Source organism: Streptococcus sp. 2020WUSS089, from assembly GCF_044427405.1.
GTDB lineage: Bacteria > Bacillota > Bacilli > Lactobacillales > Streptococcaceae > Streptococcus > Streptococcus hashimotonensis.
Genome location: NZ_JAOTGD010000003.1, coordinates 24,664 through 44,147 on the forward strand (window position 1 = coordinate 24,664; position 19,484 = coordinate 44,147).

Annotated in this window: 15 protein-coding genes and 2 tRNA genes; 13 read left to right on the forward strand and 4 right to left on the reverse strand. The window is 43.8% G+C overall.

Annotated features, from left to right (window positions below; all coding sequences use genetic code 11):
* Positions 1-39 precede the first annotated feature (39 nt).
* Positions 40-121, reverse strand: a tRNA-Leu gene (locus ODU46_RS03805).
* A 124-nt stretch (positions 122-245) separates the two neighbouring features.
* On the opposite strand from ODU46_RS03805, the gene rsgA reads away from it, so the two are divergent.
* The 7 genes from rsgA (at position 246) to purR (ending at position 6,370) form a co-directional block, all read left to right on the forward strand.
* Positions 246-1,121, forward strand: a complete 876-nt coding sequence (gene rsgA, locus ODU46_RS03810; protein WP_398579265.1) for a ribosome small subunit-dependent GTPase A — start codon at positions 246-248, stop codon at positions 1,119-1,121.
* 14 nt (positions 1,122-1,135) lie between these two features.
* The gene (rpe, locus tag ODU46_RS03815; RefSeq protein ID WP_024407309.1) at positions 1,136-1,795 is read left to right on the forward strand and encodes a ribulose-phosphate 3-epimerase; all 660 of its coding nucleotides are present in this window, start codon (positions 1,136-1,138) and stop codon (positions 1,793-1,795) included.
* Positions 1,788-2,420: a thiamine diphosphokinase gene (locus ODU46_RS03820; protein ID WP_398579266.1), complete on the forward strand. Its 633-nt coding sequence runs from the start codon at positions 1,788-1,790 to the stop codon at positions 2,418-2,420. Before rpe ends, ODU46_RS03820 begins: the two co-directional genes overlap by 8 nt.
* A complete protein-coding gene (locus tag ODU46_RS03825; protein WP_024383259.1) occupies positions 2,421-3,659 on the forward strand; it encodes a DNA recombination protein RmuC in 1,239 nt (412 codons plus the stop codon).
* Positions 3,649-4,590, forward strand: coding sequence for a 3'-5' exoribonuclease YhaM family protein (locus tag ODU46_RS03830; RefSeq protein ID WP_202848499.1), 942 nt, complete (start codon positions 3,649-3,651; stop codon positions 4,588-4,590). The genes ODU46_RS03825 and ODU46_RS03830 overlap by 11 nt, the downstream gene beginning before the upstream one ends.
* Positions 4,590-5,456 carry an aminoglycoside phosphotransferase family protein gene (locus ODU46_RS03835; RefSeq protein ID WP_202848498.1) on the forward strand — a complete coding sequence of 289 codons (867 nt, stop codon included), beginning with the start codon at positions 4,590-4,592 and terminating at the stop codon, positions 5,454-5,456. The genes ODU46_RS03830 and ODU46_RS03835 overlap by 1 nt, the downstream gene beginning before the upstream one ends.
* Before the next feature lie 101 nt (positions 5,457-5,557).
* A complete protein-coding gene (purR, locus tag ODU46_RS03840; RefSeq protein ID WP_002938438.1) occupies positions 5,558-6,370 on the forward strand; it encodes a pur operon repressor in 813 nt (270 codons plus the stop codon).
* 25 nt (positions 6,371-6,395) lie between these two features.
* Here purR and ODU46_RS03845 read toward each other — a convergent pair whose 3' ends face one another.
* Both ODU46_RS03845 and ODU46_RS03850 read right to left on the reverse strand, forming a co-directional pair.
* Entirely contained in the window at positions 6,396-7,262 is an 867-nt protein-coding gene (locus tag ODU46_RS03845) for an RluA family pseudouridine synthase (protein WP_398579267.1), read from the reverse strand.
* A gap of 1 nt (position 7,263) precedes the next feature.
* Positions 7,264-8,232 (reverse strand): NAD(P)/FAD-dependent oxidoreductase, encoded by a 969-nt coding sequence (locus ODU46_RS03850; RefSeq protein ID WP_398579268.1) that lies wholly within the window; start codon positions 8,230-8,232, stop codon positions 7,264-7,266.
* Positions 8,233-8,384: 152 nt separating this feature from the next.
* Here ODU46_RS03850 and pbp2a point away from each other — a divergent pair, with 152 nt between their 5' ends.
* The 5 genes from pbp2a (at position 8,385) to ODU46_RS03875 (ending at position 16,830) form a co-directional block, all read left to right on the forward strand.
* Entirely contained in the window at positions 8,385-10,598 is a 2,214-nt protein-coding gene (gene pbp2a / locus ODU46_RS03855; RefSeq protein WP_398579269.1) for a penicillin-binding protein PBP2A, read from the forward strand.
* Positions 10,599-10,631: 33 nt separating this feature from the next.
* Entirely contained in the window at positions 10,632-10,784 is a 153-nt protein-coding gene (gene rpmG / locus ODU46_RS03860) for a 50S ribosomal protein L33 (RefSeq protein ID WP_002940258.1), read from the forward strand.
* Positions 10,785-10,793: 9 nt separating this feature from the next.
* A complete protein-coding gene (gene secE, locus ODU46_RS03865) occupies positions 10,794-10,970 on the forward strand; it encodes a preprotein translocase subunit SecE (protein WP_002940255.1) in 177 nt (58 codons plus the stop codon).
* Between the two features lie 109 nt (positions 10,971-11,079).
* A complete protein-coding gene (nusG, locus tag ODU46_RS03870; protein ID WP_002940254.1) occupies positions 11,080-11,619 on the forward strand; it encodes a transcription termination/antitermination protein NusG in 540 nt (179 codons plus the stop codon).
* A 141-nt stretch (positions 11,620-11,760) separates the two neighbouring features.
* Entirely contained in the window at positions 11,761-16,830 is a 5,070-nt protein-coding gene (locus ODU46_RS03875) for a S8 family serine peptidase (RefSeq protein ID WP_398579270.1), read from the forward strand.
* Positions 16,831-16,872: 42 nt separating this feature from the next.
* On the opposite strand, the gene ODU46_RS03880 is transcribed toward ODU46_RS03875, so the two are convergent.
* Positions 16,873-16,943, reverse strand: a tRNA-Cys gene (locus ODU46_RS03880).
* A gap of 139 nt (positions 16,944-17,082) precedes the next feature.
* Here ODU46_RS03880 and ODU46_RS03885 point away from each other — a divergent pair.
* A complete protein-coding gene (locus ODU46_RS03885; RefSeq protein WP_398579271.1) occupies positions 17,083-19,398 on the forward strand; it encodes a hypothetical protein in 2,316 nt (771 codons plus the stop codon).
* Positions 19,399-19,484 lie beyond the last annotated feature (86 nt).

Here is a 19,484-nt window from a genome sequence, read left to right on the forward strand (position 1 = left end):
CCAAGTCTATCCTTCTGACTTGGGGTTCTTCATTTATCATGCGGAGGAAGGGATTTGAACCCTCACACCCGATGGGCACATGCGCCTGAAGCATGCGTGTCTGCCGTTCCACCACCTCCGCTTGCTTTTTATTATACTATTTTTACATTGAAATGACTAGAGTAAAGTGTAAAATCGAAACCGCTTGCGGTTTTTTTGTAGGAAATTTGGTATAATAGGAACAAGTACATACAAAGGAGTCTTCATTGCAAGGAAGAATTATCAAGGCCTTGGCTGGTTTTTACTATGTCGAGGCGGATGGACAGATTTATCAAACCAGAGCCAGAGGAAATTTTCGTAAGAAAGGCCAAACGCCCTACGTGGGTGATTTTGTGGACTTTTCTGCGGAGGAAAACTCAGAAGGCTATATTTTAAAGATTCATGAGCGGAAGAATAGTTTGGTTCGACCTCCTATCGTCAATATCGATCAGGCAGTGGTTATCATGTCGGCCAAGGAACCTGATTTTAATGCCAATCTACTAGATCGTTTCCTAGTGCTTTTGGAACAGAAAGACATGGATCCCATTATTTATATCTCTAAGATGGACTTGGTAGAAGAGCGGACGGAGATGGATACCTTCAAGGCTATCTATGAGAAAATTGGCTATCCTTTTGTCTATAGTTTGGAGGAATTGACGCCATTATTGCAGGATAAGGTGACGGTCTTTATGGGGCAGACAGGGGTTGGCAAATCGACTCTTCTCAATCGCATTGCGCCAGAATTAGCCTTGGAAACAGGGGCTATTTCAGATAGTCTGGGGCGTGGTCGCCATACCACTCGTGCGGTCAGTTTCTACAATGTCTTCGGTGGGAAAATTGCGGATACGCCAGGTTTTTCATCCTTAGACTATGAAGTCAAGGAGGCTGAGGCTCTGACAGATTGTTTCCCAGAGATTGCGGAAAGCAGCCAGGACTGCAAATTTAGGACCTGTACCCATACCCATGAGCCGGATTGTGCGGTCAAGGAAGCTGTTGCCAGCTCTGCCATTTCCCAAAGTCGCTTTGACAATTATCTCCAATTCCTCAGCGAAATCCAAAATCAGCGCGAAACCTATACCAAGGTAAGTAAGAAATTCAAATAGAAAGTTGGTTCTGTATGTCACATTATAAGATTGCACCGTCTATTTTGGCGGCAGATTATGCAAATTTTGAAAAAGAGCTCAAGCGTCTAGAAAAGACAGGTGTGGAGTATGTGCACATTGATGTCATGGACGGTCATTTTGTGCCAAATATCAGCTTTGGGGCGGATGTGGTTGCGGCTATGCGTCCTCATAGCAAGCTGGTTTTTGATTGCCATCTCATGGTGTCCAATCCTGAAAATCATATTGAGACCTTTGCACGTGCGGGTGCAGATATTTTAACCATTCATGCAGAAGCAACGGTTCACCTGCATGGGACCTTGCAGAAAATCCGTGCCGCTGGTATGAAGGTTGGCGTGGTCATCAATCCAGGTACACCTCTTGTGACCATTGAGCCTGTGCTCAACTTGGTGGATCAGGTTCTGCTCATGACGGTCAACCCAGGTTTTGGTGGACAAGCCTACATCCCAGAAGTGGCTGAGAAGATTGAGGCCTTGGTCAAACTCCGTGAAGCCAAAGGCTTGAACTTTGACATCGAAGTGGACGGCGGAATTGACGACAAGACCATTCATTCAGCCAAAAATGCGGGTGCCAATGTCTTTGTGGCTGGTTCCTATCTCTTCAAAGGAGACTTGGATGCCAACGTTGCCAAATTGAGAGCGGCCCTCCATGATTAAGATTGCCTTAATAGCAGGTGGTTCATTTGACTGCCTTCCTGAGCCTGCAGACCTCTATGTAGGGGTAGATGCAGGCTCACTTCGTCTATTGGACCATTCCCTGCCTCTTGACTGGGCCATCGGTGATTTTGACTCGGTGACTTCTGAGGAGTTGGGGCGGATAAAGGAACAAGCAGAGTATTTTTTGCAAGCTCCTGCTGAAAAAGATGATACAGATTTGGAGCTGGCTTTAAAGGAAATCTTCAAGGCCTATCCGCAGGCCCAGGTTCGCATATACGGAGCCTTGGGTGGCCGCATGGACCACATGATGACTAATCTATTTCTGGCTGCGGAGCCTGACTTGGCAACCTATATGGAGCAGATTGAATTGGTGGACAGTCAGAACATCGTCCGTTTTCGACCTGCTGGCAGTCATAGGATTTTGCCGATTGCTGGTATGAAGTACATTTCCTTTATGCCGTCGGACCAAAGCCGCTTGACCATTCGTCATGCCAAGTACCCGCTGGATGCCAGCAATTATTTTTTCAAAAAATGCTATTCCTCTAACGAATTTATAGATAGAGACATAGACATTCAACTGGATAAGGGCTACGTAGTCCTTATCTACAGTAAGGACAAGAATTAGATGGATATTGTATTACTTATTTTGCTGATACTGGTCTTGCTCGCCTTGGTTTTTCTTTATGGAAAATGGCAGAGCTTGGCCCTGCTTTTGCAAGATCAGGCAGAAGACACAGCAGACAACTTGTCTGATCAGCTCAGCTATCAACTAGAAAATGCAACCCTCAAACAGCAGCAAGCCATTCATCAGGAAGTGGAAAGACTCCGCACGGAGCTTTACCAACAGCTAACCGACATCCGTCAAGAGCTGAATAAGAGCCACTTGGAAACGCGAGATGCCACCGACCGCCGTTTACAGGCCATTCAGGAGTCCAATGAAAAACGCCTGGAAGAAATGCGGCAGACGGTCGAGGAAAAGCTGGAGAAAACCCTGCAAACCCGCCTACAAGCCTCCTTTGAAACGGTGTCCAAGCAGTTGGAGTCAGTCAATCGTGGTCTGGGAGAAATGCAGACGGTGGCGCGTGATGTGGGTAGTCTTAACAAGGTACTGTCTGGGACCAAAACCCGTGGCATCATGGGTGAATTGCAGCTGGGACAGATTATCGAGGATATTTTGACACCTAGCCAATATGAGCGAGAGTTTGCCACGGTTTCAGGCTCTAGTGAGCGCGTGGAGTATGCGGTCAAGCTACCAGGACGGACTGAAGGCGATTATATCTACTTGCCAATCGATTCCAAGTTTCCGCTGGCGGATTACTACCGCTTGGAGGATGCTTACGAAAGTGGGGACAAGGACCAGATTGACCTCCATCGGAAAAATCTCTTGGCGGCTATCAAGCGTTTTGCCAAGGATATTCAGAGCAAGTACCTCAATCCGCCTGAAACTACCAACTTTGGTGTGCTCTTTCTGCCAACCGAAGGGCTGTATTCAGAAGTGGTCCGCAATCCCATTTTCTTTGATGACCTACGCCGTCAGGAAAATATCGTGGTAGCAGGACCGACCACCCTTTCTGCCCTGCTCAATTCTCTCTCCGTCGGCTTTAAGACCCTCAACATTCAACGGTCGGCCGATGATATTTCCAAGGTCTTGGGCAATGTCAAGCTGGAATTTGGCAAGTTTTCTGACCTCTTGCTTAAGGCTCAGAAACAACTCAATCAAGCCAGCAGCAATATTGACAAACTCCTAACCACTCGCACCAACGCTATCGAGCGTAGTCTTCGTACCATTGATCTGTACGAAGATGACCAAACCAAGGGACTGCTTGGCCTGTCCCCATTAGATGAGGAAGATAATGAAAATTAACCAAATGAAAAAAGATGAATTCTTCGAGGGATTCTATCTCATCAAGACCGCAGAAGTCCGTCAAACACGGGCTGGCAAAGACTACCTAGCTCTGACCTTCCAGGATGATACTGGTGAGATTGAAGGCAAGGTCTGGGACGCCCAACCAGGGAAAATCAAGGATTTTACTGCTGGGACAGTTGTTCACATGCAGGGACGCCGCGAAGTTTACAATAATACACCCCAAGTCAATCAATTGGTCCTCCGTTTGCCAAAGGCTGGCGAACCCAATGACCCTGCTGATTTCAAGGAAAAGCCACCGGTGGATGTCAAGGACACCAAGGACTACCTAAGTCAGATGGTTTTCCGCATCGAAAATGCCACTTGGCAGAGGATTGTCCGTGCTCTTTACAGCAAGTACGACAAGGAATTTTATTCCTATCCAGCGGCCAAGACCAATCACCATGCCTTCTATTCAGGCTTGTCCTTCCATACGGCGACCATGGTCCGCTTGGCTGATAAAATTGGTGATATTTATCCTCAGCTCAATAAGAGCCTGCTCTTTGCAGGAATCATGCTTCATGACCTAGCCAAGGTGATTGAACTGACAGGTCCTGATAACACAGGCTACACTGTCCGTGGAAATTTGATTGGGCACATTTCCTTGATTGATGAAGAGATTACCAAGGTTTTGGTGGAATTGGGCATTGATGACAGTCTGGAGGAAGTGACTGTTCTGCGCCACGTTATCCTCAGCCACCACGGCCTCTTGGAGTATGGTAGCCCAGTCCGTCCGCAGATTATGGAGGCGGAAATCCTCCACATGATTGACAACATCGATGCGGAAATGATGATGATGCTATCGGCCTTGGACAAGGTCGGTCCAGGCGAGATGACCAACCGCATCTTTGCCATGGACAACCGTGCCTTCTATAAGCCCAATATCGACTGATGGCAGTTAGGATAGTGTCTCGACAGCCCCTCACCAAAGGCTGGTCCACGGACCAAAAGTACAAGGTCCAGCTAGAAGATGGTCGCTTTGGTCTGTTGAGAATAGCAGAGCGACCAGCCTATGAGGCTAAGCGATTAGAGTTTCAGTTAGTTGAAAACCTGTTTGGTCTAGGTTTGCCTGTGGCAGAGCCACTAAGTTTTTGGGCGGATGACTTGTCTGTTTACACCCTTTATGAATGGGTGGAAGGTCAGGACATGAATGAAGTGGCTTCCGATCTGTCTGATTCTGTCTTGTATGATTTGGGCTGTCAGTCAGGGCAGTTTTTGCGAGCCCTGCATGCCCTACCGATTGACCAAAGTCAACGGGACTGGAACAGTTTTTATCAGGCTAAGATTGACAGTAAAATCAAGGCCTACCAAGCAACTAGTCATTCCTATCCAAATGGTCAAGCTATGATAGACTTTGTCCAGGCCAATCGTCACTTGCTTGAAGGGCGATCGATTGCCTACCATCATGGAGATTTTCATACAGGGAATTTTCTACTGGGAAGAGATGGAAAACTAAAAATCTTAGACTTTGATCGCTACGATATAGGAGACCCCTGGGAAGAATTCAACCGTTTGATTTTCACGGCAGATTTGTCTCCAGCCTTTGCGCGTGGTCAGGTAGATGCCTATTTTGACGGTGCTATTCCAGAGGAATTTTGGAGACTTTTAGCTCTATACTTAACAGTAAACAGTCTAGGCGCTCTTTCTTGGGCAGAACAAGTAGATTCCGAACAAATTTCATTGATGAAGTTGCAAGCGCAGAAGATTTCTGAATGGTATGAATATTTTAATCATCATCTTCCAAAGTGGTATATGTAAGCGATAAACAAAATACGAAAAAGACGGACTTTTTAATCAAAAAAGTTCGCTTTTTGTAGTTTATTATGATATAATAGAAAAAAGTGAAAGAGGATGATTTTATGAAATTAAGAAGAAGTGAGCGTATGGTTGTCATTTCCAATTACCTCATCAACCACCCTTATGAATTAACTAGTTTGAATACCTTTGCGGAAAAGTATGAATCTGCCAAGTCATCTATCTCAGAGGATATTGCCATCATTAAAAAGGCTTTTGAAGAAAGCTCTATCGGGCATATTGAAACCATTACTGGTGCCAGTGGAGGAGTTGTTTTTACTCCATCAATCTCTAAGGCAGAGTCTGTCGAAATTGCACAGGCCCTTCGTGATCAGATGGCCGAAAGTAATCGTATCTTGCCAGGCGGTTATATCTATTCATCTGACTTGCTGTCTACACCGCATATTTTGAAAAATGTCGGTCGTATCATTGCAGATGCTTTCAAAGATGAAAAGATTGATGCAGTCATGACAGTTGCGACTAAGGGTGTCCCTTTGGCCAATGCTGTTGCCAATGTCCTTAATGTACCGTTTGTTATTGTGCGTCGTGATTTGAAAATCACAGAAGGTTCAACCGTTTCTGTCAACTATGTGTCAGGATCTAGCGACCGTATCGAAAAGATGTTTCTGTCCAAGCGTAGTTTGAAGGCAGGAAGTCGTGTCTTGATCGTCGATGATTTCTTGAAAAATGGTGGCACCATCAATGGTATGATTAGCCTCTTGTCTGAGTTTGACTCAACCTTGGTAGGCGTGGCTGTCTTTGCGGAAAACCAAAAAGGGGACCGTAGCGTAGCTAACTACAAGTCTTTGCTCGCTGTGACCGATATCAATGTCAAGGAAAACCGAGTTGATGTAGAGTTGGGAAATATTTTTGAATAACATACATGCAAAAAAGAGCTGGTTTTCAGCTCTTTTTTACTATTCTTTCAAAACTCTCCGACCGTGCTTCCACGCTGATTTCTTCAAGGGTAAGCGGGTGGGTTAGGCTGAGTTTTTGGGCGTGGAGCATGAGGCGAGGTGCTGCAACTCGACTGTAAAGAGGGTCACCGATTAGGGCATGGCCATGGTGGGCTAGGTGGACCCGAATCTGATGGGTCCGCCCAGTTTGGAGGCGACAGGTAACCAAACTATTTTTGCCAAGGGGCTTCAAGAGATGGACTTGGGTCAAAGCAGCCTGTCCCTTGCGGTTGTCGACCACCCGCTTTCTGCGGTCGTGTCGGTCCCGTCCGATTTTATCAGTGATAGTCCAGTCTGTCTTTCTTAGCTGCCCTTGGCAGAGGGCCAGGTAGTCACGGTAGATGACCTTGTCCTCCAGAAGCCGATTGAGAATGGGCAGGATAAAGGGATTTTTGGCAAAGAGAATGGCTCCGCTGGTTTCCATATCGAGTCTGTGGACCACATAGCAGGTCTGACCCACATAGGCAGATACATGGTTGAGCAGGGCGATTTCCGTAGGCTCATTGCCGTGGGTTTTCATGCCTTCGGGCTTGTTGACGATAATCAAATGCTCATCTTGGTAGAGTTCCTCAATCAAGTCCGCCTGTCCCAGAGGAATACTTTTTTCAGGATAATCTTCCTGGTCAAAGGTCAATTCCAGCAGGTCGCCTGCAGCAATCGGACTCTGCCAGTTAATCAGCTCTCCGTTGACACGGACCTGTTTCTTGGTACGGAGGAAGTGGCGGATTTTTCTGGGAATGAGAAAATAATCTTCCAAGACTTCCTTGACAGTCAGCTGGGGAAAGGCTTGGGGAATGCGAATATCAATTTTCATCTTATAGGCTGGTCGAGTGCTTGGGTTGCACTTTTTCACTTGGATTGAGGTAGTTCATAGCATTGTTGACGGCGGTTGGGGCTTCGCCCAGCCCAGTCGCAATCAGGTCAACCTTGCCCTCGTAGAAGCAACAGTCACCGATAGCATAGATGCCAGGAACAGAAGTTTCTTGCTTGCTGTTGACCACGATGCGGTGGCGATTGAGCTCCAATCCCCATTCTTTCAGCGTACCGACAGATGATTTGAAACCGTAGTTGATAAAGAGGTGATCGAAAGACAGGCTGAGCTTGTCCTCGCTCTTCACCTTATCGAAATCAATGGCAGAAGCTCTGCCGTTTTCCCCAGAAAGCCCTTTAGGAACAAAAGGTGTGTGAATAGTAACGCTGGACTGCTTGAGCTCTTCTACGCTGTGTTCGAGGGCTCGGAAGTTATCGCGTCGGTGGACGATGTGAGTGGTCTTGGCGATTTTTTCAAAGGCCAGGGACCAATCGACCGCAGAGTCACCGCCACCCAAGACGACGATGTCCTTGTCGGCGTACTGCTGGATATTAGACACGTGGTAGTGGACGTTGTCAAAGCTTTCAGCACCGTCAATCTCCAGCGGACGTGGCTTGAAGGCCCCGCCGCCCATAGCGATTATCAAGGTCTTGGTCTGGTGGCTGCCTTTGTTAGTCGTCAGGGAAATGACCTCTCCTGGCTCAATAGCAGTCAGGGTTTCATTGAGGCAGATTGTAGTGTCAAATGGAGCCAGCTGGGCGAGGAGGTTGTCGGTCAACTCTTGTCCTGTCAGGCTTGGAAAGGCGGGAATGTCCAAAATAGCCTTCTCAGGATAGAGAATGGCAGGCTGGCCACCCAGTTGGGGAAGGGAGTCAATGATTTTGACCTTGGCTTGACGGAGGTGGGCGTAGAAGGCGGCGAAGAGACCGACTGGTCCGCCACCGATGATGGTAATGTCATATACTTGTGTCATGGGAATCCTCTTCTTTGTTCAGAATGACCCTATTTTATCATATTTTTGGAAAAAATTCCCTGTCTGTTGTCACAAGTTATCGCAGGCTTTTTTCTGCTAGTTTTTACGAAATGGTGTATAATGGTACAAAATTCACTAGAAAGAGGTAAAGTATGGACGATTTGCAACACCAGCCGATTGAAGTTCCAGAAGATTTCCAAATTGATCATGAAGACCGACCTAGCCGTCGCCGCAGGGGAAATCGTGGCTCTGTTGATAAACCAAAGAAAAAATCACGTATTCCGGAGCCGATTCGTAAATTTTGGCGGCGTTACCAACTGACTAAAATTTTAATCATTTTAATGGTCCTGACAGTTCTTACAGTAGGTGGCTATCTATTTTTCCTTGCAAAAACAGCTAATGTTGGTGATTTACAGCAGGCGCTAAAAGCCACAACGATTATTTACGATAAAGATGGTGCGGAAGCTGGGACATTGTCAGGTCAGAAGGGGACCTATGTAGAGCTGGATGCTGTCTCTGATAATTTAGAGAATGCTGTCATCGCTACAGAAGATCGGAGCTTCTACGAAAATTCAGGTATTAATTACCAGCGTACAATTTTGGCTGCCTTGACGTTAGGTCGATCTGGAGGTGGTTCAACTATTACCCAGCAATTGGCAAAAAATGCCTTTCTAACTCAGGATCAGACCATCAGTCGAAAGGCTCGAGAATTCTTTTTGGCTCTGGAAATCAATAAAAAGTACAGCAAGCAAGAAATTTTGACCATGTATCTCAATAACGCCTATTTTGGGAATGGTGTTTGGGGAGTGGAAGATGCAAGCCAAAAGTACTTCGGTATTCCAGCCAGTGATCTTACTCTTGAGCAAGCGGCCGTCATTGCAGGTATGCTCAAGGGACCTGAGATTTATAATCCTTATTATTCCCTAGAAAATGCAGTTAATCGTCGGGATACAGTCCTGCAAAACATGGTCAATGCTGGTTATATTGATCAGGCGACTGCAGATGCAGGTTTCCAAGTAGACCTAGCCAGTCAGCTTTCAGATACCTATACAGGGAAACAAAGCAATTATTCCTATCCATCCTATTTTGATGCTGTGATTGCTGAGGCGATTGAGCGATACGGACTGAAAGAATCAGACATTATTAATAACGGCTATAGGATTTACACAGAGATGGATCAAAATTCTCAAGCCAGTATGCAGGTGATTTTTGATGATGAGACCATGTTCCCGACATCAAGTTTTGATGGTACCCATGCTCAGGCTGCCAGCGTAGCTCTTGATCCGACGACTGGTGGAGTTCGTGCCTTGGTTGGTCGAGTTAACAGTTCAGAGGATGCGGTCTTTCGGACCTTCAACTTTGCGACACAAGCCAAGCGCAGTCCTGGTTCAACAATCAAGCCTCTTGTTGCCTATGCTCCAGCAGTAGCGGCGGGCTGGTCGATTGATATGGCTCTGGATAACCATACAGAAACCTACGGCGATTACACCTTGCATAACTATGATTATTCGACTTCTGATACCATTCCAATGTATCAAGCTTTGGCTCTCTCTTACAATTTACCAGTAGCTTATATAGTGAACACCTTGGGGATTGACAAAGCCTTCGAGTATGGACAAAAGTTTGGACTTGATATGGAAAATGTCGAGAAAGTTTTAGGTGTTTCAATCGGTTCTGGAGTGGAGACTAATCCTCTGCAAATGGCCCAGGCCTACGCTACTTTTGCGAATAAGGGTGTGATGAAGGATGCCCACCTCATCACTCGTATTGAAACGGCTAGTGGAAAGGTTTTAGCAGAGCATCGAGAAACAAGTACCAAGGTAATTGACCGTTCTGTCGCAGATAAGATGACAGCAATGATGCTTGGAACCTATACCAATGGTACGGGAGTGACAGCAGATGCGGCCAATTATTATATTGCTGGGAAAACAGGAACAACCGAAACGAGTTTTGATGTCAATCTTGTCAATGACCAGTGGCATATTGCCTACACACCTGATTTGGTCATCAGTCAGTGGGTTGGTTTTGAGCAGACAGATGAAAATCATTATATAGATAGCAGTAGCTACTGGATGGCTCCGTCGGTCTTCCAGACTGTAGCCAATTCAATCTTGCCATATACTGCAGGAACTCAGTTCGAAGTAGAAAATGCCTATGCACAAAATGGTATTGTAGAAGTAGCTCCAGATGAAGCTGCACAAACTGAATCAAGTCTTGGTCAAGAACAGGTACAAGAAATTTCAGATCAGGCGAAAAACTTGATTGAGCAAACCAAACAAAATCTAATCGATGCCCAGTTACCAGAACGAGCAAAAACCTTGTGGGATAACATTACGTCTTGGTTTGGAGAGTTGTCAAATCCATAAAAACATGGTAGAATGAAAAGGATGGAGGGCTTTATGGCACTAAAAAAAGCAAGCCTAGCCTGTACTGTTTGTGGTTCTCGAAACTATTCAATCAGCCTTTCGAGCAATCCCAAGCCAACACGGTTAGAAGTAAATAAATTTTGTAAACACTGTGGACAATACACTGTTCACAAGGAAACCAGATAGGAGTCGCGCATGAAATTTATCAAAGACATTATCCGCATTTTAAAAGATACGTCTTGGCCAACTCGTAAGCAGAGCTGGACGGATTTCGTGTCTGTAGTGGAATATACTGCCTTTTTCGTAGCGGTGGTTTACCTCTTTGACTTGATTTTGTCACGAGGAATCATGAGCTTGATCAATCTTTTCTAGAAAATACTTGCCATTTGTAAAATGGAAGTGATATAATAAGGAAAAGCGAAAGCCTTCGGGCTTTTTTTAGCGTCTAAAAATTCCGTGTTTCCAAAGAAAGGAAGTAACAATGTACGATAGTTTTGATAAAGGCTGGTTTGTTTTACAGACCTACTCAGGATATGAAAATAAAGTGAAGGAAAACTTGCTCCAACGTGCCCACACTTATAACATGTTGGAAAACATCCTCCGTGTAGAAATTCCAACTCAGACTGTTCAGGTTGAAAAGAACGGTGAGGTCAAGGAAGTAGAAGAAAACCGTTTCCCTGGTTATGTTTTGGTTGAAATGGTTATGACCGATGAAGCTTGGTTTGTGGTTCGTAACACGCCAAACGTTACAGGTTTCGTGGGTTCACACGGTAACCGTTCAAAACCAACTCCACTTTTGGAAGAAGAAATCCGTCAAATCTTGGTGTCTATGGGACAAACCGTTCAAGAATTTGATATTGATGTCAAAGTTGGCGATACTGTTCGTATCATCGACGGTGCCTTCACAGACTACACAGGTAAAATTACAGAAATCGACAACAACAAGGTTAAGATGGTTATCTCTATGTTTGGTAATGATACCATTGCTGAAGTTAATTTGAGCCAGATTGCTGAGTTGTAATAAGTTGTTAAAGCGCAGGGAGACCTGTGCTTTTTCTTGTTTTTGAGGCTAACTCAAAAAAACCTTGCCAAAGATTTAAAAATTTTATAGAATTAGGTATACCTAACTTATAAATTAATCAATATTAAAAACGGAGGTTTTATGAAACAGAAGTGGTCTCAGATTGAGAATAAACAACGCTTTAGCATCAAGAAGTTAAGTGTCGGTGTGGCATCGGTATCAATAGGATTTTTTATCACAGGTATTCCGATGGTTCAAGCAGATACTAGTGGAGAAGGATTGGAGTCTACGGTTGCGGTCGCAACGGATATGGACAGCAAGCAAGATTCTGTGGTAGATAAAAAAGAAGATGGACCGTTATCAGATGAGCCAGTTAAAATGGAGCAGGTGGATGCGCCAGTTGTTGAAGAGGGAGTGGTCGAAGAAGTTGTAGATACAGAGGCGGGTGAAGAATCAGGTCTTCTCACAGATCGAGCTGCGACCGAGATAAAAACTACAGCTGGTAAGACAACAGATGAGTCAAGGGAAAAAGAAGACATTAGCGGAAAAGAAGCTAGTGTTCCTCAAACAATCCCGCAGGAATCACAGCTTGAGCCAGAAGAGGTGACAACAGGGCGCTATATTTTACAATTTTCCGAAGAGAACCGAAATCTTGTATTGGATAAATTAAAGAAAATTGATGGCGTTAAAATTGTTCATGAGTATAAGGAGGTTTTAACGGGAGCATCAGTAGAGGTGGGGCGAGAAGGCTTGCCTGATATAAAAGCCATTGCTGAATTAACTTCTTTGGAAGAGAGTCGCCGTATCCGACCGACTCTTCATACTGCTAAAGAGCTGGTTGGTGCCTTAAAAGCAAGTTCTAAATACCAGACAGATGGTCGCGGAATGGTGATTGCAGTCATTGACTCTGGTTTGGATATTAAGCATAAAGACATGAGGTTGGATGAAGGTGTCGTCCCTAAAATCAAGGAAATTACTCCATCTACGACAGGGACATACACACTGAAAGTTCCCCATGGCTATAATTACGTATCTGGTAACGATAATCTCTACGATGATACCCACGAACCACATGGTATGCACATAGCAGGAACTCTGGCAGGAAATGCAACAGACGAAGAAGTTGCGTCTAAACAGGGGATTGATGGGATTGCTCCCAACGCACAACTGCTAGTCTACAAGATTTTTTCAAATGACCCTAAAAATTATAAGGCTGAGACGGAGGATGCTGCATATGCTGCTATTGAAGATGCTATCAAACACGGGGCAGATGTCATCAGCTTGAGTGTTGGTTATTATGATAGCGGGTTGCCAGGGAATGCTTACTACACGATTGCTAAGAGGGCAGCAGAAAAGGGAATTATCATTACAGCAGCTATTGGTAATGCTGGCGCCTCCTCTTCAGACACCTCCTTTGACCTGCATACAAATAATGCCTTGGGAGCTGTGGATACGGCAACAACAGTTGGTGTGGCAGCGACTCCCGCAGTTATCGGGGTTGGTTCGGCAAGAAATACCCATCTTGTTCAACGTGAATTTATGCTGAATGGACAGTCTTTTGGTTACTATCCTATTGGCTATACAACGCTTACAGAGGGAAAATATGAATTTGTAGATGCTGGAAATGGTCGCTGGGAAGAAGTGCAGGGGCTTGATTTGGCTGGTAAAGTAGCGATTATCAAAAAAGATAAGTTTGACTTGAAAGATGCCGTTCGTAATTTGAAGTTCAAGGATGTTGCTGGACTTGTTGTGATAAACACAGATCAGGGATGGAACAAGGATTATTATAGGACCCATCAGTTATTGGTAGATGATAAGACTTTGCTTTCCTATTCCTCTATCTGGGGAATCAGTCTTAGCGGGGAAGATGGAAGGCGATTATTGGAAGTTGCCAACCAATCGCAAGGGAACACTGGTTTGGTTCTCAGACCTACAATTGGAATGAAGAAGTTAATCGAAGTACCGACGGTATCAGGCTTTTCTAGTTGGGGACCTACGGTCAACTTAGAATTGAAGCCAGAGATTGTGGCGCCGGGAGAGGATGTTTATGCAACTTTGAATGACAATCGTTATGGCTCCATGTCAGGGACTTCGATGGCTTCGCCAATTGTGGCGGGTGCCAGTGCACTTTTATTGCCACGGATTCGCCAAATGACACCGCCAGAAGGCATGACTAGGATGGATTTGCTGAGAATCATTTTGATGAATACTGCTACCCCTTTGGTTGATGTTCTAGATTCATCTGGGCATGCTTTGGAAAATTCTCCGAGACAACAAGGTGCTGGTCTGTTGCAGATCGATAGAGCCTTTGAAACAGATGTGATTCTTCACCACCGTCTAAAAGGAGGGGTGGAATTAAAAGAAATAGGGCGTGAGACAGAATTTGAGGTAACCTTGGAAAATCTGGGAAACCAACAAAGAAGCTTTGCTATTTCAGCTGGGAAAGTATTGACTAGCCAAGATGTTCCTGTTGATAGAATAGGACGTTCTGGAAAAGTAGTTAAAGAGATTCATGCGGCAGAAATCAAGGGCTCAAGTATTCATCTTTCTGAGCAATCCATTCAACTGGGTCCGAAAGAGAAGAAAACCATTCGCCTGAGATTGGATGCAGGAGAAGCGAAAGACCAGTTTGCAGAAGGGTATATTTACTTCAAATCATTGACGGAGGGGCAGTCGGACATCAGTATTCCTTATTTTGGCTTTGTTGGGGACTGGTCAAAAGAAAGGATTGTTGATGCACCGGCTTGGGAAACCAGTTCTAAATTGAAACTGACCTCGGTTTTATCTAGCTATAAACACAATAAGTCTGGGCGCTATATTGAACTTGGGCGTGAAAAGATTCAAGACAATCAATCACCTCTAAATCCAGACAATATCGCGATTCAAAACCAGCATTCGGATAGTCATATCGGGAATGCCTTTGTTCGATTTGCGCTACTGAGGGATATTACCAACTATGATTTGGATATTGTAAAAGAAGCTACAGAAGATGCTCCTGTTTTGAGGCGGATTGATACAGGAACCATGCTGTCTCGTGTTCGCTATGTAGATTATTTTGAAAGTCTTTCGGAGTATTCCAAGCTTCGTACTCCGATAGAATTGCACTGCTGGGATGGGAAAGTGTACGATGCAAGCAAGGATGAAAATATACCAGCACCGGAAGGACAATATTTCTTTAGATTGCGGGTAAAAAATAAAGAAAATGGGGCCTATCAGTATACCTATCTGCCAGTCAAAATTGATAATCAAAAGCCAGAAATTGTCGCGATTGATACCAATCGTCTAACCAGCCATAGAGAACTGGTCGTCACAGCCAAGGATAATAATAAAGTTTGGGAGGTTCGAGCGAATCTAAATGGAGAAGATCTTCTTGTTGAAAAGGTTGTAGATGATGCAGGTCAACTACATTACCATCTCAAAGAAGTGGAACTGCCACTCGATGCTAAAAATCATCTCCGTGTTGAAGTGATGGATATAGCGGGCAATGTGGTTGCTGTTGAAAAAGACTTAGCAGCGCCTGTAATCCAGTTTAAAAATTTGGAAGATTTGATGGCAACTCGCAGTAAGAAAACTGTAGAAATTAAAGCGAACGTCTCAGCGCGAGTTTTCGATGTGCAGGCTAACTTGGATGCTCAGGCTGTGAGTTACTCTTTGGAGAATGGTCAACTATCCCTCCAGCTTCCAGGGCAATCAGATGGACGCCATAGTTTTGAATTAATCTTGAAAGATAAGGATGGCAACCCTATTTACACTAAAACCTTGAATTATTTGGTAGATAATGAAAAGCCGACGATTGATCTTGATATTGAAAAAGATGAAGAGGTTATCCAGATTGGCAAAAATGGGCGTTTTACATTGAAGGGGAAAGTGAGTGATAATATTAGTCTTCCTAAGGACATCAAACTTTACTATTCCAATCTAGATATTGGTAAGGGAGAGCTGAAAATCATAGATGTAAAAGAAGACGGTAGTTTTGAGCAAGACTTCTTTAAATCTGATTTTCCTAGAGCCATCATGTTAACTGCGGTAGATGAGAAGGGTAATAAATTAAAGGACCTTCGTATCAATACAAGTCCAGAGAGTCTGGATGAGGAGGAGGAAACAGAAGTTCCGATTACTGTCAATAACTGGTTGATTGACCCAATTCGTTTCAATAAAGAAAGTCTTGGTCGTGAGCTAGATAGTGAGTTGGTCGACTTCAAAAAGCAAGAAGATGGGACTTATCTATTTACATTTGAAATAGAAGCAGAAACCGAACAAGCTCATTCTGTGCGCATCAATGGTGGTGAAAAACGCTATTTTGAGGATGGTAAGTTAATCTATCCAGTTACCCTGATTGAAGAGGGAAATGTTGTGGATATAAGTGTGTACAATGAGGCGGATGAGTTGACTTACACGAAGAAATATCAGATGTTGGTTGATACAGAAAATCCTGTTTTACAGCTGGAAAATGAGGTGCTACCATTGGAAAGACAGGTAGTGGATAGTGAAGAAGATGAAGACGAGGAAAATCAGTATGCAGGAGTCCTCCTAGCAGATGCTGATGGGCACTTGACACTTACCGGAAGCGCCAAGGATAATGGAATTTATTGGTCCTTGAAAATCAACGAAGATTTTGTAGCTCGAGGAGGCTTCTGGAGGCAGTATGGAAATAATGAAGAAGCCTTTCGCTATGAGCTACATAGTCTGAAAGACGGGGATACAGTCAAGCTTGATTTGAGTGACAGTTTTGGAAATGCTCTTGTGAAGAAATATAAGGTACGGTTAAATGACAAGGAGGTATCTGAGCAGGTTCCTGAAAAAGACCTTCATGTGGAGCAATCAGATAAGGATCAACCCCCTAGCATTCCTATTCCGAAACCGGAAGTGCAGGTACCAATGCCAAAAGAAGATAATCCATTTGCTCCGCAAACAGAATCCACTGAAATCGCGCTGTTAACTAGCGGTACAAGAGAAGATGGTGTGGAGTATTTGGGGAGACTTACAAAACATGAGGAGGCATTAGGAATTTCTGACGAGAGAATAGAAGTGTCCGTACCTCACAGAGCATTCTTTGAAAGAAGCGGAAGAGGAGAGACAGGTGAATTAGCGGCGGATACTAGTGGGAAACTGCCTCAAACTGGGGATAGCCTTGGAAGTGTCTTTATAAGTGTCTTGTTAGGTCTATTTGGTGGAGCTATGGCTCTCGGAAATCTGAAGCGAAAAGAATAGCAAAAAACCTAGGAAGATTCCTAGGTTTTTTAGAATATTAAAAGGCGGTAGACGGATTTGAACCGACGATCAAGCTTTTGCAGAGCCGTGCCTTACCACTTGGCTATACCGCCATAACAAAAACTATTTTACCGAAAAAAAAGCCGAAAGTCAACACGAGAATGACAAGTCCTGTAAAAATATACCAGTCCTAATGGAAATCAGGAAAAATTTATGCTATATTGATAGTAGAAAAATGAAAGAGATGTTCCTATGTCTAAAACAAAAATTCATATTGAAAAGATGAAAACTCTTCTGGCTGATTTGAGGGCTAGAGAGTTAGAAGAGAAACAGCCTATACTGGAAGACTTATACAAACTGTACCAAGAACAGCCAGATGAGACAACTGCTCTGGTTTATGCTAAAGGTTTGTTAAACTTGACAGCCTTTCAGGAAGTATCCGATTGTAAAAAAAGTGTTGATAGCTTATCTGAGTTATCTAGTCGTTTCCCTGATGACTCAGCTATTGCACTGGTATATGCTATAGGTTTGTTTAACTTGACGGTAGATCAAGATTTGTTGGGATGTGAACAAACAGTTGAAAAACTGGGGAATCTGTTTAGTCGCTTTCCCGAAGACTCCTCTATTGCCTTGGAATATGCCAAAGGTTTGTTTAACTTGACAAGTGAGCAGGACCTATCGGGACTTGAACAAACAGTAAAAGAACTGGCTAACTTGTCTAGTCAATTTTCTGATGACTCAGCTATTGTACTGGTATATGCCCAAGGTTTGTTTAACTTGACGGTAGACCAGGACTTATCGGGGTGCAAGAAAACAGTTGAAAAACTAGCTAACTTGTTTAGTCAATTTCCTGCAGATTCCTCTATTGCCTTGGAATATGCCCAAGGTTTGGTAAACCTGAGTGCTAAACAAGATTTATTGGGTCGTGAGCAAAACGTGGAGGCACTGGCGAGTTTGTTTAAACGTTTTTCAGATGATTCAGCTATTGCACTGGAATATGCTAAATGCTTGTTTAATTTGAGTATTTATCAAGATTTATCGGGTCGCCAAGCCAGTGAGAAACGATTATCTACTCTATTCAGTCATTTTCCTGATAATGCAGATATTGCTTTGGTTTATGCAAAAATTTTAACTAATTTGGGCTATAAATCCGAACCATCAAAATGCGAGGCTATAACAGGTCAGTTAGAAGAGTTGTTTAAACAGTTTCCAAAGTCTATTGGAATTGCGGAGCAAACAGCCTGGTTTCAGTTGATAATCGGTGGTAAGGAAGAGGGAGAAGAAGTGGCAAAAGTAGCCTTCGCTCAAGCTCTTTCGTACATGAATGATCGGTTCCCAAAGAAACATCATTTGCTGCTGGAACGTTTTCTAATGATTTTTTCAAAGGATAATGAGAAAAAACTCTGTTTATTGATCGAAACCTTGTTGAAGCCCGACTTTATCAATCTTTTGAATGGAATTGAAGCCACTACTATTATTAAAGCAACCGATTGCTATTTTTATATTTCAGAGAATTGGGAAAATGTCCGAGAATTTTTGTTAACCTGTAAAGAACAGCTAAGCGAGAGTAAATATGCTCAATGGTTAGATAGGATTCATAAGACTGAAAATACGGACATCGAACACCTGTTTAAGGCGACCAAAGCCTGCAAGACCATTCTTCATCTCCTCCGGGTTAACCAGAAAGACCTCACTCACCTAAGCCACTATACTGCTCTTGAAACCCTTCCAAAGATTTTGTTGGGTAAAAAAGATAAAGTAACTGGTAAAATAATTAGAAAGAATGGCAAGGTTGAGATGGCAGGTCGTTACCGCTTCTACAATGCCAACTACATGAACGACCCTGAAGAGGGCAAATTGTTGCATAAATGGTTAGAGGCAGAGGAAGAGAACGTTGATCAAGTGAGTCCTTTTTATCTGATGAGCCTGACGACAGAATCTGATCACTTGCCCATGTGGGTTCAGTATGGTAGAGACGGAAAAGGGATTTGTGTAACCTTACATGATGACCTGTTTGAAGTAAAAAATAGCCTAGCAGAACACGAGCTGATTGCTAGGGCAACCGATTTGAAGCTGCAAGAATGTGAAGAGGAAGCAGATAGTCAGGATGAACAAAAAACTTCGTCTTCCAAAGAGGCAGAACGCTTTGCTCCCTATCGAATCTGTTATATGTCTGACACGAATTTGTATGGTAATTTATTTAAACCAGATGAACTCGAAAAAATCAAAAAAGAGTTGGCGAATTTAAAAGATATTTTCGCAGCTTCATCGCAAAAGAAAGAGATTTATCAGATAATGGAGGAAATCCGTTTTCTCTTTAAATCAGCAGATTATGTGACTGAAAATGAAGTCCGTTTATTAAAGTATGCCGACCTAAAAAGTGACAAGATATTGCTGGATGAGACTGGAGATGGAGTTCCGCGGCTCTATGTCGAGCAGGGTGGACGTGTCAAAATCAAGAAAATCACCTTTGGACCAAAGGTCTACAACGAGTCCAAGATTGTGCCCTACATTAAGTTTTGTGACCCAGAAATTGAAATCGGAGTGTCTGGAATCCACTTCAGATAGTTCTTGTTGGATGTCTGAGGGGGGCAGATGATAAAAGTAAATATTTCACTTGAAAACTGTTAGTTTTTTTGATATCATAATAGAGT

Coding starts and splice junctions, on each gene's coding strand:
- rpe (WP_024407309.1), top strand. CDS start 1,136: ATGTCACATTATAAGATTGCACCGTCTATTTTGGCGGCAGATTATGCA.
- ODU46_RS03820 (WP_398579266.1), top strand. CDS start 1,788: ATGATTAAGATTGCCTTAATAGCAGGTGGTTCATTTGACTGCCTTCCT.
- ODU46_RS03825 (WP_024383259.1), top strand. CDS start 2,421: ATGGATATTGTATTACTTATTTTGCTGATACTGGTCTTGCTCGCCTTG.
- ODU46_RS03830 (WP_202848499.1), top strand. CDS start 3,649: ATGAAAATTAACCAAATGAAAAAAGATGAATTCTTCGAGGGATTCTAT.
- ODU46_RS03835 (WP_202848498.1), top strand. CDS start 4,590: ATGGCAGTTAGGATAGTGTCTCGACAGCCCCTCACCAAAGGCTGGTCC.
- purR (WP_002938438.1), top strand. CDS start 5,558: ATGAAATTAAGAAGAAGTGAGCGTATGGTTGTCATTTCCAATTACCTC.
- ODU46_RS03845 (WP_398579267.1), bottom strand. CDS start 7,262: ATGAAAATTGATATTCGCATTCCCCAAGCCTTTCCCCAGCTGACTGTC.
- ODU46_RS03850 (WP_398579268.1), bottom strand. CDS start 8,232: ATGACACAAGTATATGACATTACCATCATCGGTGGCGGACCAGTCGGT.
- pbp2a (WP_398579269.1), top strand. CDS start 8,385: ATGGACGATTTGCAACACCAGCCGATTGAAGTTCCAGAAGATTTCCAA.
- rpmG (WP_002940258.1), top strand. CDS start 10,632: ATGGCACTAAAAAAAGCAAGCCTAGCCTGTACTGTTTGTGGTTCTCGA.
- secE (WP_002940255.1), top strand. CDS start 10,794: ATGAAATTTATCAAAGACATTATCCGCATTTTAAAAGATACGTCTTGG.
- nusG (WP_002940254.1), top strand. CDS start 11,080: ATGTACGATAGTTTTGATAAAGGCTGGTTTGTTTTACAGACCTACTCA.
- ODU46_RS03875 (WP_398579270.1), top strand. CDS start 11,761: ATGAAACAGAAGTGGTCTCAGATTGAGAATAAACAACGCTTTAGCATC.
- ODU46_RS03885 (WP_398579271.1), top strand. CDS start 17,083: ATGTCTAAAACAAAAATTCATATTGAAAAGATGAAAACTCTTCTGGCT.